This is a genomic window from Actinacidiphila sp. bgisy144 (assembly GCF_057708105.1).
The window spans coordinates 1-15,218 of sequence record NZ_JBYIRM010000004.1; the positions used below are offsets into that span (position 1 = coordinate 1).

General features: G+C 73.8%; 14 protein-coding genes. 7 read left to right on the forward strand and 7 right to left on the reverse strand.

All coding sequences use genetic code 11. The features are described 5' to 3' along the window. Nucleotides 1-157: 157 nt before the first annotated feature. Both AC3EVP_RS05730 and AC3EVP_RS05735 read right to left on the reverse strand, forming a co-directional pair. Nucleotides 158-1,060: a sugar phosphate isomerase/epimerase family protein gene (locus AC3EVP_RS05730; protein ID WP_435126811.1), complete on the reverse strand. Its 903-nt coding sequence runs from the start codon at nucleotides 1,058-1,060 to the stop codon at nucleotides 158-160. Between the two features lie 21 nt (nucleotides 1,061-1,081). Next, nucleotides 1,082-2,539 carry a GMC oxidoreductase gene (locus AC3EVP_RS05735; protein WP_435126813.1) on the reverse strand — a complete coding sequence of 486 codons (1,458 nt, stop codon included), beginning with the start codon at nucleotides 2,537-2,539 and terminating at the stop codon, nucleotides 1,082-1,084. Between the two features lie 283 nt (nucleotides 2,540-2,822). Between AC3EVP_RS05735 and AC3EVP_RS05740 the strand changes: the two genes are divergently transcribed. The 4 genes from AC3EVP_RS05740 (at nucleotide 2,823) to yicI (ending at nucleotide 8,481) form a co-directional block, all read left to right on the forward strand. Next, complete coding sequence (locus AC3EVP_RS05740; protein ID WP_435127367.1) at nucleotides 2,823-3,743, forward strand: carbohydrate ABC transporter permease; 921 nt, start codon at nucleotides 2,823-2,825, stop codon at nucleotides 3,741-3,743. Next, nucleotides 3,740-4,615: a carbohydrate ABC transporter permease gene (locus AC3EVP_RS05745; RefSeq protein ID WP_335972651.1), complete on the forward strand. Its 876-nt coding sequence runs from the start codon at nucleotides 3,740-3,742 to the stop codon at nucleotides 4,613-4,615. Before AC3EVP_RS05740 ends, AC3EVP_RS05745 begins: the two co-directional genes overlap by 4 nt. Nucleotides 4,616-4,692: 77 nt before the next feature. Continuing rightward, nucleotides 4,693-6,045, forward strand: a complete 1,353-nt coding sequence (locus AC3EVP_RS05750; RefSeq protein WP_435126816.1) for an ABC transporter substrate-binding protein — start codon at nucleotides 4,693-4,695, stop codon at nucleotides 6,043-6,045. 93 nt (nucleotides 6,046-6,138) lie between these two features. Next, nucleotides 6,139-8,481, forward strand: a complete 2,343-nt coding sequence (gene yicI, locus AC3EVP_RS05755; protein WP_435126818.1) for an alpha-xylosidase — start codon at nucleotides 6,139-6,141, stop codon at nucleotides 8,479-8,481. 18 nt (nucleotides 8,482-8,499) lie between these two features. Here the strand turns inward: yicI and AC3EVP_RS05760 are convergent, their stop codons facing one another. The 3 genes from AC3EVP_RS05760 to AC3EVP_RS05770 are packed head-to-tail and all read right to left on the reverse strand — an operon-like array spanning nucleotide 8,500 to nucleotide 10,888. Further along, nucleotides 8,500-9,543: an erythromycin esterase family protein gene (locus AC3EVP_RS05760; RefSeq protein WP_435126820.1), complete on the reverse strand. Its 1,044-nt coding sequence runs from the start codon at nucleotides 9,541-9,543 to the stop codon at nucleotides 8,500-8,502. Next, nucleotides 9,480-10,502 carry an iron-siderophore ABC transporter substrate-binding protein gene (locus AC3EVP_RS05765; protein WP_335972635.1) on the reverse strand — a complete coding sequence of 341 codons (1,023 nt, stop codon included), beginning with the start codon at nucleotides 10,500-10,502 and terminating at the stop codon, nucleotides 9,480-9,482. The genes AC3EVP_RS05760 and AC3EVP_RS05765 overlap by 64 nt, the downstream gene beginning before the upstream one ends. Before the next feature lie 29 nt (nucleotides 10,503-10,531). Then, nucleotides 10,532-10,888: a hypothetical protein gene (locus tag AC3EVP_RS05770; protein WP_435126823.1), complete on the reverse strand. Its 357-nt coding sequence runs from the start codon at nucleotides 10,886-10,888 to the stop codon at nucleotides 10,532-10,534. Nucleotides 10,889-10,986: 98 nt separating this feature from the next. On the opposite strand from AC3EVP_RS05770, the gene AC3EVP_RS05775 reads away from it, so the two are divergent. Further along, nucleotides 10,987-11,913 carry an NADP-dependent oxidoreductase gene (locus tag AC3EVP_RS05775; RefSeq protein WP_435126825.1) on the forward strand — a complete coding sequence of 309 codons (927 nt, stop codon included), beginning with the start codon at nucleotides 10,987-10,989 and terminating at the stop codon, nucleotides 11,911-11,913. Between the two features lie 67 nt (nucleotides 11,914-11,980). Here AC3EVP_RS05775 and AC3EVP_RS05780 read toward each other — a convergent pair whose 3' ends face one another. Together AC3EVP_RS05780 and AC3EVP_RS05785 are read right to left on the reverse strand one after the other, a co-directional pair. After that, nucleotides 11,981-12,517: a type 1 glutamine amidotransferase domain-containing protein gene (locus AC3EVP_RS05780; RefSeq protein WP_335972626.1), complete on the reverse strand. Its 537-nt coding sequence runs from the start codon at nucleotides 12,515-12,517 to the stop codon at nucleotides 11,981-11,983. Nucleotides 12,518-12,607: 90 nt separating this feature from the next. Next, nucleotides 12,608-13,402, reverse strand: a complete 795-nt coding sequence (locus tag AC3EVP_RS05785; RefSeq protein WP_435126827.1) for an Fpg/Nei family DNA glycosylase — start codon at nucleotides 13,400-13,402, stop codon at nucleotides 12,608-12,610. Between the two features lie 227 nt (nucleotides 13,403-13,629). Here AC3EVP_RS05785 and AC3EVP_RS05790 point away from each other — a divergent pair, with 227 nt between their 5' ends. Then, the gene (locus tag AC3EVP_RS05790) at nucleotides 13,630-14,598 is read left to right on the forward strand and encodes an LLM class F420-dependent oxidoreductase (protein ID WP_435126829.1); all 969 of its coding nucleotides are present in this window, start codon (nucleotides 13,630-13,632) and stop codon (nucleotides 14,596-14,598) included. A 67-nt stretch (nucleotides 14,599-14,665) separates the two neighbouring features. Further along, a complete protein-coding gene (locus AC3EVP_RS05795; RefSeq protein ID WP_435126831.1) occupies nucleotides 14,666-15,055 on the forward strand; it encodes a hypothetical protein in 390 nt (129 codons plus the stop codon). The last annotated feature ends 163 nt before the right edge of the window (nucleotides 15,056-15,218 follow it).

The window sequence follows — 15,218 nt, forward strand, 5'->3', positions numbered from 1 at the left end:
CCCCCCCCCCCCCCCCCCCCCCCCCCCCCCCCCCCCCCCCCCCCCCCCCCCCCCCCCCACGGGGGCGTACGCGCGGGGGCGTGCGGCTCAGCGGGGGAGGCCGCAGAACCGGGCCCGCGCCTTCCCTCACGAAGGCGCGGGCCCGGCGCTTCGGGTGTCAGCCGGCGCGGAAGGCGGCGTCCACCGCCTGCACCCAGCGGCCGCACCGCAGGACGCTGTCGCGCGGCGGCAGCGCGGAGTGGTCGACCTCCACCACCAGCCAGCAGTCGTCCGTCGGACCCAGCGCGGCGACGAGCGCGGCCGGTTCCAGGTCGCCGTCGCCCGGTTCGCGCCACAGCCCGGCGGCGACCGTGCCGCGGTAGTCCAGACCCGCCGCGCGCGCCTCGTCGGCGACCGCCCGCGACATGTCCTTCAGGTGCAGCCCGGCCACCCGCGGTCGGTAGCGGCCGACCAGCCCGGGCACGTCGGCCCCCGCCCACGCCAGGTGCCCGACGTCCGGTCCGAAGCCGAGGGCCGGGCCCGCCAGGTCCAGCACCCGCGCGCACTCCTGCCCGGTCTCGATCCAGGTGCCGACGTGCGGGTGCAGCGCCGCGGTGACGCCTTCCGCGGCCAGGATCTCCGCGGCCGCGCCGACATGCGCGGCGATCCGGTCGAGCCGCCGGTCGCAGGCGTCCAGGCCGACGGCGGGCCGTGCCATCCGGGCGCCGTCCGGGGCGGCGTCGAGCCCGACGAACGCCAGGTCCGCGCCGCACGCGGCCAGCGCGGCAGCCTGCGTGCGGGCCTGCTCCAGGTGCCCGCGGCGCGCCGCGGCGTCCTCGCTCCAGCCCAGCGCCACATAGCCGGGCCCGACCGCCAGGCCCCAGCGGGCCAGTTCGTCGGCGTAGGCGCGCGGCGCGGTCCCGGCGGGCACCGCCGCCTGCACGGCGCCGAACCCGGCCTCGGCCACGGCGGCGAGGATCTCGGCAGCCGGCGGCGGAGCGCCGAAGTCGAACCAGCCGTCGGGCGTCGCCATGAACTGCAGCGGGTTGATCGCCACCGGGTGGCGGCCGATACGTGACATGCGCGGGTCCTTCCGGTCGCGTCAGGAGCCGGCGACGGCACGCGCGGTGCGCAGCGCCAGCGCGACGACGTTGAGGGTCGGGTTGCTGGTGGTCGCGGTACTGACCACGCCGTTGCCCGCCACATAGAGATTGTCGGTGCCCCACACTTTGCCGTACGCGTCGGCGACCCCGGTCTCCTCGGTGCCCAGCCGGGTGGACCCCATCAGGTGCAGGCTGCCGCCGGGCGGCGCGATCGAGACGGACAGGCCGTAGGAGGTGTCGCGGACGGCGTCGGCGACCCGGACGTGGTCGGCGGCGGCGGCGCGGATCGCCTCCCGGTCGGCCTCGCTCAGCTCGAAGCGGGCGGTGGTGGCCGGCAGGCCCCAGGCGTCGCGGTGCTCGTCGTCGAAGAGCAGCCGGTTGTCGGGGTGCGGCGCGACCGCCACGAACTGGCCGATGTCGCTGGTCTCGCGCACCGGCACGCTCTCGTCGAAGCCCGGCACCCGGGTCCACCCGGGCACCAGCTGGGTGTGCAGCGGCCGGGCGCTGCTGGAGGGCACCCACACCCCGAACGACTCGTCCCGCGCGCCCATGCCCGCCAGCACCTCCGGGGACAGCCGGACCCGGGAGCTGACCATGGAGTGGTCGGTGAGGTAGCGGCCCAGGGCCGGCGGCCGCACCCCGGAGCTGTGCAGGATCATCGGCGAGCCGAGCGCGCCGGCGGCGGTGACCACGGTGCCGGCCTCGATCCGCAGGGTCCGCCGCCCGCCGCCTGCCACCGCGACGGCCAGGACGGCACGCGCCCTGGACCCGGCCATCTCCACGCGCGGCACCGCGTATCCGGGCACCAGCGTCACCCGGCCCGGGGCGGCGGCGTCGCCGCTGGTCAACAGGGCGTCGATGCCGGAGTACTCGGGCGAGCCGGCCGCCCCGATCCGCATGCCGACCGGCAGCGGCTGCACCTCGCGGCCGGGCGGCAGGCCGGGGAAGGCCGCAGCCAGCGCCTCGGTCAGGCGGCGCTGGCGCACCCCGTGCGCGCCGACCGAGGTGTTGGACCACAGCAGCGCCGCCGCCTGCCGCCACAGCGCCCGCATCTCGTCCTCGGGCACGCCCGGTTCGGCCTCGGTGGCGTGGTCGGGCACCGCGCAGACGTGGGACCAGAACGACATCATGCCGCCCACCGCGTGGGCGAAGCGCTGCCCGCGCAGGCCCGCCAGCGGCTGCTCGGCCCCCTCGTAGGGGGTCAGCCCGGCCAGCACGGCCGGGCCGAACTCGCTCTGCAACTGCTCCTCTTCGGGGTAGGCGTTGCGCACGTGGGTGCCCAGGCCGCCCGGGTGCGGGCGGCCGCCGGCCTCGACGACCACCGCGGTCAGACCGCGCCGGGCGACCTCGCCGGCCACGGTGGCGCCGCCGGCCCCGGAGCCGATGACCGCGACATCGGCCCGCAGCGTCGCGCCGTCCGCGAGGTCGCGCGCCACCTCGATGTGCTGGAGGGGCATTCCGTTCCTTCCTTCCGGTACGGCCGCGTCACCGCGACCCGGCGCCCGGAGAGCCGGATTCTGCTGTGTGCCGACTGCTTGCGTCACCCGGGGGCGCCTGATAAACATGTTTGCACCAACAACAAATTAAATCCAGATCACACGCCCGCTTCGGGGAGGACTCAGCGATGAAGGTGCAGTTCTGCGGAGAGGACCGGCCGGCCGCCCTGCGCGTCGGGCCCGGTGTCCTCGCCGCCGGCGAGGGGCGCGGCAGGTGACCGCCCCCACCGCGGTACCGGTGAGCGTGCCGCGGCGCAGGTCAGGGCGGTTCGGCCGGACGCCGCGGGCGAACGGGGCCCGGCGGGACTGGACCGGACTGTGGTTCGTGATGCCCTTCCTGCTGGTCTTCCTCTTCGTGTTGGTGGCGCCGGTCCTGTATGCGATCTACCTCAGCCTCTTCCAGGACCGGCTGATCGGCGGAACGACTTTTGTCGGACTCGACAACTACAAGACCGCGCTGTCGGACGGCCAGCTCTGGCACTCCCTGCTGCGGATCGTGGTCTACCTCGTCGTCCAGGTCCCGGTGATGCTCGCCCTGTCCACGATCGCGGCGCTCGCGATCGACAGCGCGCGGCTGTACCTGTCGTCGCTCTTCCGCATCACCCTGTTCCTGCCGTACGCCGTGCCCGCGGTGGTCGCCGCGCTCATGTGGGGCTTCATGTACGGCGCGCAGTCCGGGCTGGTCGGCAACCTCAACTCCGACCTGCACCTCGGCATCCCCGACCCGCTCTCCGGCGGGTACGTCCTGGCGGCCATCGGCAACATCGCCACCTGGGAGTTCGTCGGCTACAACATGCTGATCATGTACTCGGCGCTGCAACTGGTGCCCAAGGAGCGCTACGAGGCCGCCGAGATCGACGGCGCCGGCTGGGTGCGGGTGATCCGGCACATCAAGGTCCCGGCGATGAAGCAGTCCCTGATGCTGTCCGTGGTCTTCTCCGTCATCGGCAGCTTCCAGCTCTTCAACGAGCCGAGCGTGCTGAAGACACTGGCGCCGAACACCATCTCCTCCGGCTACACGCCGAACATGTACGCGTACAACCTGTCCTTCGCCGGGCAGCAGTTCAACTACGCCGCCGCGATCTCCATCGTCATCGGCGTGATCACGATGCTCGTCGCGTACCTGATCCAGCTCGGCGGCGCACGACGGGAGGGCACCCGATGAGCCGGACCGCGATCGCCCCGAGGCGCCGCAAGTCGATCGTCCTCACCCTGATGATGTGCCTGTTCCTGGTCTACACCCTGGTGCCGATCGTCTGGCTGTTCATCAACGCCACCAAGACCCAGGACGCCCGGCTGAACAGCTTCGGCCTGTGGTTCTCCGGGAAGTTCTCGCTCTGGCAGAACATCCACGACACGTTCGCCTACGCCGACGGCCAGTTCGGCCGGTGGCTGCTGAACACGCTGCTGTACGTGGTGATAGGCGCCGGCTGCGGGACGCTGCTGGCGACACTCGCCGGATACGGGCTGGCCCGGTTCGACTTCCCCGGCAAGCGCGTCTTCTTCCCGATGCTGCTGGGCGCCGTCGCGATCCCGGCCACGGCGCTGGCCGTCCCGACCTTCCTGATGTTCAGCAAGCTGGGCATGACCAACACGCCCTGGGCGGTGATCATCCCCTCGCTGATCAACCCCTTCGGCCTGTACCTGGTCTGGTACTTCGCCGACGACGCGCTGCCGGCCGAGGTGCTCGCCGCGGCCCGGATCGACGGGGCCGGCGAGTTCCGGATCTTCCGCTCGATCGCGCTGCGGCTGCTGATGCCCGGCCTGGTGCCGGTGCTGCTGTTCAGCTTCGTGACCGCCTGGAACAACTACTTCCTGCCGCTGATCATGCTCAGCGACACCAAGTGGTTCCCGATCACGGTGGGCCTGAACAACTGGAGCATGCAGAACCAGCAGGCGGTCACCGCCAGCGGCCACCCCATCGACAACATCATCCTCACCGGATCGCTGCTGTCGATCATCCCCACCATCGTGGTGTTCCTCGTCCTGCAGCGCTACTGGGAAGCCGGACTCGTCTCCGGCAGCGTCAAGGAATAGGCCCAGGGCGGCGACACACCCGGCCGCGGTGCCAGCGGCCTGGAATCCGGGTCCTCCGGTGAAAGTGAGAGAAAGTCATGGCGTTCAGAAGAACCGCACGTCGCCGGGTCCTGGCCGCGGCCTCCGTCGGACTGGCCATCGGCCTGACCCTGACCGGCTGCTCCTCGTCGAGCGGATCGGGCTCGGGCGGCGGCAGCGCCACCCAGGCCGACATCGACGCGGCCCTGCACAAGAAGACCACCATCTCCTTCTGGTCGTGGGCCCCGCAGGCCGGCGAACTGGCGAAGGCGTTCGAGAAGCAGTACCCCGACATCACCGTCAAGGTCAGCAACGTCGGCGGCAGCGACGTGGAGTACACCAAGCTGCAGAACGCGGTGAAGGCCGGCTCCGGCGTACCCGACGTGGCCTACATGGAATACCTGGCCATGCCGCAGTTCGCGCTCCAGAAGTCGCTCACCGACCTGTCGAAGTACGGCCAGTCCGGGCTCTCCTCGCAGTTCCCGGCCTCGACCTGGTCGCAGGTCGCCCTCGACGGCGGCGTGTACGGGGTGCCGATGGACTCCGGCCCGCTGGTGCTGTACTACCGCGCCGACGTCTTCAAGAAGTACGGCCTGAAGGTGCCGGCCACCTGGGCCGAGTACACCGCCGACGCGCAGAAGCTGCACCAGGCCGACGCCTCGAAGTACATCACCGCCGACGCCGGTGACGGCAACGGCACCGCCGCGATGATCTGGCAGGCCGGCGGCAAGCCCTTCTCCTCCGCCGGCTCCAAGCTCTCCGTCGACCTCGCCGACGCCGGCAGCACCGCCTACGCCGGCATGTGGGGCGGACTGCTCAGCAAGGGCCTGATCGACAGCAAGACCGCCCAGTGGTCCAACGAGTGGCTGACCGGCATGGCCGACGGCACCTACGCCACCTGGGTCGCCGGCGCCTGGGGCGGATCGGCCCTGGAGACCCACGTGCCCAAGGCGTCCGGTGACTGGCGCGTCGCGCCGATCCCGCAGTACACCGCGGGCAGGAGCGACAGCTCGCAGAGCGGCGGATCGGGTCTCGTGGTGCCCTCCGGCAGCAAGAACAAGCTCGCCGCCGCCGGGTTCGTCCGCTGGATGACCACCAGCGCGGCCGCCAACAAGATCTGGGTGCAGGCCGGCCAGGTCCCCGCGCTGAACAGCACCCTCACCTCGGCCGGCTGGCTCGGCGACAAGAGCACCTACTTCGGCGGCCAGCAGGTCAACCAGGTGTACGCGCAGGCGTCCGCCCACGCCCCGGCCGGCTGGCAGTACCTGCCCTTCGAGCCGTACGCCAACAGCGTCTACAGCGACACCGTCGGCCAGGCGTTCGCCGGCAGAACCTCGCTCAAGAACGGCCTGGCGGCCTGGCAGAAGAAGATCGTCAGCTACGCCAAGGCGCAGGGCTTCAGCGTCGACTAGTGCCGGACACCGCGCGGGCCCGTCCGGAACCGCTGTTCCGGCCGGGCCCGCGGCACGCCCGGTCCCACCATCTTTTCCACGAGGCAGGTTCGCATGAAGTTCACCGACGGGTTCTGGCTCCTGCGCGAGGGGGTCGCGGCCTCGTACGCGACCGGCGTCGAGGACGTCCGCGCGAAGGACGGCCGGATCACCCTGCACGCCGCGGTGCGCAAGGTGCGGACCCGCGGCGACACCCTCAACGCGCCCCTGATCCGGGTCGAGCTGTGGTCGCCGGCCGAGGGTGTCATCGGCGTGCGCAGCGTCCACCACGAGGGCGGCGTCCGCCGCGGCCCCCGCTTCGCGCTGCACACCGACCCCGACAGCGGAGCCCGCCCCGTACAGGACGGCTCCGTGGTGGAGCTGACCAGCGGCGAGCTCACCGCCCGGATCGACACCGCGGCGCCCTGGCGGATCGACTTCCGCGACGCCGACGGCCGCGTGCTGACCTCCTCCGGAGCCAGCGGCACCGCCTTCGCCACCACCGGCGACGGCGCCCACCACATGGTCGGCCGCCTCTCGCTGGGCATCGGCGAACAGGTCTACGGCCTCGGCGAGCGCTTCACCCCGTTCACCAAGAACGGCCAGAGCGTGGACATCTGGCAGGCCGACGGCGGCACCAGCAGCGAACAGGCCTACAAGAACGTCCCCTTCCACCTCACCAACCGCGGCTACGGCGTCTTCGTCAACCACCCCGGCAAGGTCTCCTACGAGATCGGCTCGGAGTCCGTCGGCGAGGTCCAGTTCAGCGTCGAGGACCACGCGCTGGAGTACTTCGTCATCCACGGCCCCACCCCCAAGGACGTGCTGCGCCGCTACACCGCGCTGACCGGCCGCCCGGCGCTGCCCCCGGCCTGGTCCTTCGGCCTGTGGCTGACCACCTCCTTCACCACCTCCTACGACGAGGAGACGGTCACCTCCTTCATCCAGGGCATGGCCGACCGCGACATCCCGCTGAGCGTCTTCCACTTCGACTGCTTCTGGATGCGCGAGTACCAGTGGTGCGACTTCACCTGGGACCCGCGGACCTTCCCCGACCCGGCCGCGATGCTGCGCCGGCTGAGGGACCGCGGACTGCATCTGTCGCTGTGGATCAACCCCTACATAGCCCAGAAGTCCCCGCTGTTCGCCGAGGCCGCGCAGGCCGGGCACCTGGTGCGCCGCGCCGACGGCAGCGTGTGGCAGTGGGACATGTGGCAGCCGGGCATGGCGCTGGTGGACTTCACCAGCCCGGCCGCCCGCGCCTGGTACGCCGACCAGCTGCGCCCGCTGCTGGCAGCAGGCGTCGACTGCTTCAAGACCGACTTCGGCGAGCGGGTGCCCACCGACGTGGTGTGGCACGACGGCTCCGACCAGGAGGCCATGCACAACTACTACGCCCAGCTGTACAACGAGACGGTCTTCGCGCTGCTGCGCGAGGTCCGCGGCGAGGGCGAGGCGGTGGTGTTCGCCCGGTCCGCGACCGCCGGCGGCCAGCAGTTCCCCGTGCACTGGGGCGGCGACTGCGACGCGACGTTCTCCTCGATGGCCGAGAGCCTGCGCGGCGGGCTGTCGCTGGGCGCCTGCGGCTTCGGGTTCTGGAGCCACGACATCGGCGGCTTCGAGGGCACCCCGTCGGACGCGCTGTTCAAGCGGTGGCTCGCGTTCGGGCTGCTGTCCTCCCACAGCCGGCTGCACGGCAGCAGCTCCTACCGGGTGCCGTGGCAGTTCGGCGAGGAGGCGGTGGCCGTGGCGCGGGACTTCGCGCGCCTGAAGAACCGGCTGATGCCCTACCTGTACGGCGCCGCCGTCGAGGCGTCGCGCACCGGCGTGCCGGTGATGCGCCCGATGGTGCTGGAGTTCCCCGACGACCCGTCCTGCGCCGGGCTCGACCGGCAGTACATGCTCGGCCCCGACCTGCTGGTGGCGCCGGTCCTCACCGAGGACGGCGAGGTGGAGTACTACGTCCCGGCCGGCCGGTGGACGCACCTGCTCAGCGGCGAGACCGTGCAGGGCCCGGGCTGGCGGCGCGAGCGGCACGGCTTCGACAGCCTCCCGCTGCTGGTCCGCCCCGGCGCGGTGCTGCCGCTCGGCGCGGCGGCCGACCGGCCCGACACCGCGTGGGCGGACGGCGTCACCCTGCGGGTGCACACCGGCGGCGGCGACGGCGAGCACACCGTCCGCGTGCCCGGCCTCGACGGCGAGGAGGCCGCCGCGTTCGTGGTACGCCGCGCGGGCGACCGGGTGCACATCACCGCGCGGGCCGCGGCCGGGCCGGTGGCGCCCTGGCAGGTGCTGCTGGCCGGCGAGTTCGCCGCGGTGCCGGCGGACCCGGCGGCGCGGTGGGAGCGGACGGGCGAGGGCACTTTGGTCAGCCTGCCCGGCGGCACCGGTGCGGTGGAGCTGGCCCCGGCGCGGTGAGGAGCCGCGGGCGCGGACCTACGGGGCGGCGGGTACGTCCGGTGGGCCCGCCGTGCCGGGTGCGTCCGGGGGGTCCGGCGCGTCCGCGAGGGTCGGGGCGGGGCTGAGGGCGGGCGCGTACAAGGCGGCGTCGAAGGCGGTCGCCGCGTCCGCCAGCGCGGGGGCGGCCGGGCCCCGGTGCGGCGTCCGGTACGGGCGCAGGTCGAGTGCCGCGGTGCCCGCGGGGCCGGGGAGCAGGCCGGGGGAGCGCTCCGCCGCGGCGCGCGCCAGGTGACGGCTCAACTCCCGGTAGCGGCCCAGCGGGTAGCGCACCGCCGGGTCGCCCTCGCGCCACACCGCGCCGACCGCGCGGAAGGGGCCGTACTCCTGCCGGGCGAGGTGCTCGCCGAGGGAGCCGGGGACGCGCCGGTCCAGGTGCTCGGTCTGCTCGAAGACCAGGATCGGCCCGTACGGGTGGCGGCGGGCCACCTCCTGGAAGGTCAGGTACTGCGCGGCGTCGCGCACCGCGAGGTCGCGGTGGTCGCCGCCCGCCGCGCGGTGGGCCGCCCGCCGCCGGTGCAGGAGCGCGGCGTGCCGCACGTCCGCCGGCTCCGCGTACGGCCCCGCGGCGGCGTCGTCGCCGGGGGCGGCGCCGTACATCTCGAGGCCGTAGAAGCGGACCTGGTCGGCCGGGGCGCGCCCGGTGTTGTGCCGGCGCAGCCAGGCGAGCAGGGCGAGGTTGTCGCGCAGTGCGGCACCGGTCCACCACGACCAGACGCCGCGCACCACGGCCGCGGCGGGCTCCGCCGGGCCCAGCCCGCGCACGTAGGCGTCCACCGGCCGGGACAGGGCGAAGTGCGTCTCCGCGGCGACGGCCCGCAGGCCGTGCCGTGCCACGAGGTGGCGGACGACGGCGTTGCGGGCCCGCAGGTACTGCGCGCGGACGTGGATGCCCTCGGCCCAGCCCAGGACCCGTACGCCGTCGGCCAGTTCGTCCAGCAGACCGGTGAACGGCCCGGTCAGGACGACGCCTTCCCGTTGGCGGCGGCGCTCAGCAGCGGCAGGTAGCGGTCCAGCATCCACGGCAGGCTCAGCACCGACACCGCGCTGGTGGCGTAGACCATCGCCGGGTCGGTGAGCGGGACGTACCCCTTGCGCTTGACCGCGGGCATCCGCTGGAACAGCGCGTTGGACTCCAACTGCTTCTGCACGGAGGAGCTGAGGTACCAGGAGACCAGGACGTCGGAGTCGATCGAGTCCAGCTTCTCCAGGCTGACCTGGGCGGAGAAGGACGCGGCCGTGGACGGCAGGCTCGGGGAGATGGTGAAGCCCAGCTCGTGCAGCAGCTCGACGCGGGAGTCCGTGGACAGGTAGAGGTTGTAGTTGTCGGCGGCGGTGCCCGAGCCGAACGCCACGGTCCTGCCCGCGAACTCCGGGTGGGCCGCCTTCGCGTCGCTGATCAGCTTGTCCGTCGACTTCTCCAGCGCGGCCGCCTTCGTGGACCTCCCCAGCGCCTTGCCGACCACTTCCAGCTGGTCCTGCCAGGACGTCAGCCACGGCTTGCCCGGGTAGCCGACGGTCGGCGCGAGGTGGCTGAGCTGCGCCTGCTGCTTCGCGGTGATCCCGGAGTCGACCGCGAGGATCAGGTCCGGGTGCAGCGCCGCGATCTGCTCGTAGGGCACCTCGTCGGAGACGTACTTCAGCAGGGTCGGCTTCGCGCCGCCGAGCTTGGCGGTGTCCCAGGGCAGGATGCCGGTGTTGTCGCCGGTGTCGCCGCTCATGTCCTGCATGCCGACCGGGACCACCCCGAGGGCCAGCGCCACGTCCTGGCTGCCCCAGCCGATGGTCACCACCCGCTTCGGCTGCGAGGGGATCGTCGCCTTCCCCACGGAGGAGTCGATCGTCACCGGGAACGCCGACGCGTCGGCGGACGACGTCCCGCCGGACGACGCCGCCGCGTCCGACGACGACCCCTTCGAGTCGCTGGAGCAGCCCGCCACGGCGAGCGACAACGCCACGGCAGCGGCGGGAAGAATGCGCAAGGCCCACTTTCTCATAAGGTAAACCTAACCTAAGCCTGGCTCCGGCCCGCCCCCAACCCCCCGACCACCGCGGCCTCATGCCCACCCCCCGCCGCACACCACCAGACGGCACCCCCCTCCTGCACCACCGGGTGCAGCCCGACCCCGTCGGCCGCACACACCGGCCACACCCGCCACGTCCGCTCCATCACGTCCTCCTGGAGCAGCGCGGCCACGGCCGCCACCGCCTGCGCGACGTCGTCCCCCGCTGACGGCGGGAGGCCGCCGTCGGCGGACAGCACCCGGCCGTCCGGCAGTTCGACGCCCGCCGAGGGAGGCGCCGGCCGGGTCGGTGTGCATGGACGCAGTGTGGCAGCGGGAGCGGTCGGTTCGAGGACGGTTGACATACGCCATGCGCATAGCAGGTATGGCGATCATGCATTGGACAGATGGTCGTGCCCGGCGGAGGGTGGGAACGTCAGTCCGCCGTCACGGAGGTCCGCTCATGAAAGCCGTCCGCTTCCACCGCTACGGGGACATCGACGTCCTCGGCGTCGAGGACGTCGCACCGCGCCCGCTCGGCCCCGAGGACGTGATGGTGCGGGTGCGCGCCGCCGGCATCAACCCGGGCGAGGCGAAGATCAGGACCGGCGCGCTGCACGAGGTCTTCCCCGCGACCTTCCCCTCCGGGCAGGGCAGCGACCTTGCCGGCACCGTCACCTCGATCGGCGCCGACGTCACCGGATGGGCGCCCGGCGACGAGGTGATCGGCTGGTCCTGGGAACGCTCCAGCCACGCCGAGTACGTCGTCGTGCCGGCCGGCCAGCTCGTCCGCAAGCCCGACCCGCTGCCCTGGGCGGCGGCCGGCGCGCTCTACGTCGCGGGCTGCACCGCGCACGCGGCGGTCGAAGCCGTCGACCCGCAGGCCGGCGAGAACGTCGTGGTCAGCGGCGCCACCGGCGGCGTCGGCAGCTTCGCCGTCCAGCTCCTGCGGCTGCGCCGGGCCCGCGTCTTCGCGATCGCCTCCTCGCGGCACCGGGACTGGCTGGCCTCCCAGGGCGCCACCCTCGTCGAGTACGGCGACGGCCTCGCCGAGCGCCTGCGCGGGGCCGTCGAGAGCGACGGGGCCGGCACCGTGGACGCCTTCCTGGACTTCCACGGCGGCGACGACCCGCGGACCGCGCTGGCCCTGGGGGTGCCGCCGCACCGGATCAACACCCTCGACTACGCCGCCGCCAAGGAACTCGGCACCCGCGCGCAGGGCAGCGTCCAAGGCACCAGCACCCAGGTGCTCGGCGCACTGGCCGAAGCCGCGGCGAGCGGCCGCATCGAGGTGCCGATCAGCCGCACCTTCCCGCTGGCCGAGGTCCGGGCGGCCTTCGCCCACCTCGAGCACGACCACCCGCTGGGCAAGGTCGTCCTGCTGCCCTGAGCAGCACCCTGGTCCTTGAGCGGCACGCCTGCCCTGACCGGCACACCGCCCCCGGGCGGCCCGCGGCTCAGGCCGCGCCGAGCTGGTGCAGCACCGTGCGGTTGAACGCGTCCAGGTCGTCCGGACGGCGGCTGGTGATCAGGACGTTGGGGCCGGCCGTGCACACCTTGACCCGTTCGTCCACCCAGGTCGCGCCCGCGTTGCGCAGGTCGGTGCGCAGGCTCGGCCACGAGGTGAGCGTGCGGCCGCGGACCGTGTCCGCCTCGATCAGGGTCCACGGCGCGTGGCAGATCGCCGCGACCGGCTTGCCCGCGGCGAAGAACCCGCGCACCAGGTCGAGCGCCTTCGCGTCCTGGCGCAGCGCGTCCGGGTTCGCCACCCCGCCGGGCAGCACCAGCACGTCGAAGTCGTCCACCGACGCCTCCTCCACGGTGAGGTCGGCCGGGAAGGTGTCGGCCTTGTCCAGGTGGTCGAACGCCTGCACCTCACCCGCCTCGGGCGCGATCAGCGACGGCGTCACCCCCTGCTCGGCCAGCGCCTGCCAGGGGGAGGTCAACTCCACCTGCTCGACACCTTCGGTAGCGGTCAGGAAAGCGGCACGCACGACATCACACCCTCTCGTCGCAATCGCCCGGTCCGGCGCGGTCACCCCTGCGGCTACCCACCCCGGCCGGGCGAAAACGAGCCCCGGCGGTCATCGCCCCTGCTCGGGCTGGCAGTGCGGGCAGTCGACCGTCGTACGGCCCGTGATCCGCCGCCTGCGCAGGCCGGTGCCGCAGCGCGGGCAGCGCGGGTCGGCGTCGTCCCGGCGGCCGGTCAGCCAGGAGCGGCGGCCGGGCACCCGCCCGGTGGGCACTGCCAGGCGCAGCGTGCGGCGCATCGCCGCGTACAGGGCGCGGGCCTGCTCGTCGGTGAGGGTGTTGGCGGGGCGGGCCGGGGACAGGCGGGCCCGCCAGAGGATCTCGTCGACCAGCAGGTTGCCGAGCCCGGCGAGGGCGGACTGGTCCATCAGCACCGCCTTGAGGGTCGCCCGGCGCCGGCGCAGCAGGCCGCCGAACTCCTCCCGGCCGACGGACAGCGCGTCGGGGCCCTGCCCGCGCAGCGCCCGCTCGACCTCCGCCTCGTCCGCGGCCAGCCGCAGCCCCTGGAGCTTGCGCTGGTCCTGGTAGCGCAGCCCGCGCCCGCCGCCGAGATCGAGCCGCACCCGGTCGTACCGCTGCGGCGGGTCCCGCGGCGGGCAGCACAGCAGCCGGCCGGTCATGCCGAAGTGCAGCAGCAGCGCCGGACCGCCGTCGGTGCGGGCGATCAGCCACTTGCCGTGCCGCTGCGGCGCGCGCAGCGTGCGGCCCTCCAGGGCGCCGCGCAGCCCCCGCTCGCTCACCCCGCGCAGCACCCCGCGATCGGTGACGTGCACCTTCTCGATGCGCCGGCCCCGCCCGCACGCGTCCAGCGTCCGGCGGAACCCCTCGACGTCCGGCAGTTCGGGCATGCCCGGCTCTCCCTCCCGCCCGCGGGTGGACGTGCCGCCCTCCGGGTTGCCCGCCCGCACCGTCCGAAACGCCCGCACCTTCCGGAGCGGCCCGCACACCCGCCGAAACGGCCCGTACGTGTCGGACGCGCCGCACCGGGTACCCGCAGGCCGTCGGCGCTCGTGCTGCGGCAGGCTCCGTACGGCGGCGCCGCGAGGCTGCACACCGAGCGGAAGGACGATGCGGCATGGTGCGGTTCGGATACACGATGATGACCGAGCAGGCGGGGCCGCGGGACCTCGTCGAGCACGTGGTGGGCGCGGAACGCGCGGGCTTCGACTTCTCCGTCACCTCCGACCACTACTTCCCGTGGCTGGACACGCAAGGCCACGCGCCGTACGCCTGGAGCGTGCTCGGCGCGGCCGCGCAGGCCACCGAGCGCATCCCGCTGATGACGTACGTGACGTGCCCGACCACCCGCTACCATCCGGCCGTGGTCGCCCAGAAGGCCGCCACGGTCCAACTGCTGTCGCAGGGCCGCTTCCGGCTCGGCCTCGGCTCCGGGGAGAACCTCAACGAGCACGTGGTGGGCGGAGGCTGGCCGCCGGTCGCGACCCGGCTGGAGAAGTTCGAGGAAGCCGTGGGGATCATCCGGGCCCTGCTGGACGGGGCCGAACTCGACCACCGCGGGCGGTACTTCGACGTACGCGGCGCCCGGCTGTGGGACCGGCCGGACACCCCGCCGCCGATCGGGATGGCCGTCTCCGGCCCGCGGTCGTGCGCGCTGGCCGGGCAGCTCGCCGACCTGGCCATCGCCACCGAACCCGACCGCGGCCTGCTGGAGGCGTTCGACCGCGGCGGCGGCGCGGGCAAGCCGCGCGTCGGCCAGCTCCCGGTCTGCTACGACCCCGACCGCGACAAGGCGGTCGCCCGGGCCCACGACCAGTTCCGGTGGTTCGGCAACGGGTGGAAGGTCAACGCGGAGCTGCCCGGCACCGCGGGGTTCGCCGGCGCCACCCAGTTCGTCCGGCCCGAGGACGTGGCCGCGTCCATCCCGTGCGGCGACGACGTCGGAGCGTTCGTGGACGCGGTGCGCCCGTACGCCAAGGCGGGCTTCGACGAGATCGCCCTCATCCAGATCGGCGGCGACCACCAACGGCCCTTCCTGGACTGGGCCGAGCAGACCCTGCTGCCCGCCCTGCGCACCGCCCTGTGAGGCCCGCGCCCGCCCGGCGGGCCGCGAGCACGGGGGCATGGAGGGTGACCGGCTCCAAACCTTCCGCGTGCCCGTGCCCGACGAGGTGCCGCGGGACCCGCGCGCCCTGCTGCGCGCGACCCGCCGACCGGCGCCGGCACCCGGGCGCCCCTGCGAGCAGGGCACCGACCTGGACCACCTGCGGGCACTGACCGGTCACTGGGCGGACAGGTTCGCGTGCCTCCCCGAGGGCGAACTCCAGCGCGAACGGCTGAACGGCTCCACGCGTTTCGCCCAGTGGCGCGTGGCCCCTCGCAGCGGCCGCTTCGCCGCCCTGGAGCACCCCTGCACGCCGACCGCCGGCATCCGCGACCACTTCACCGGACGGGACCGGGCCCAAGGCCCGCCGGGCGTTCGGCCGCGGCCCCCCGCGACCGCGCGGACGGCACGCCGGTCGCCACCGTCGCCAGCGCCGTGACGGCGCTCCCCGACGCCCGCGCCGAGGCCGCTGACCGCGACGCCGACCGCGAAGCGCTGACCGCGACGCCGACCGTGAGCCGCAGGTCCCGCCGGTCGGCAGCCCGTCGGCCGCCGTATCCGCGCCCCCGCGGCGCGGCCCGCGTGACCTGGGAGCGGGCAAG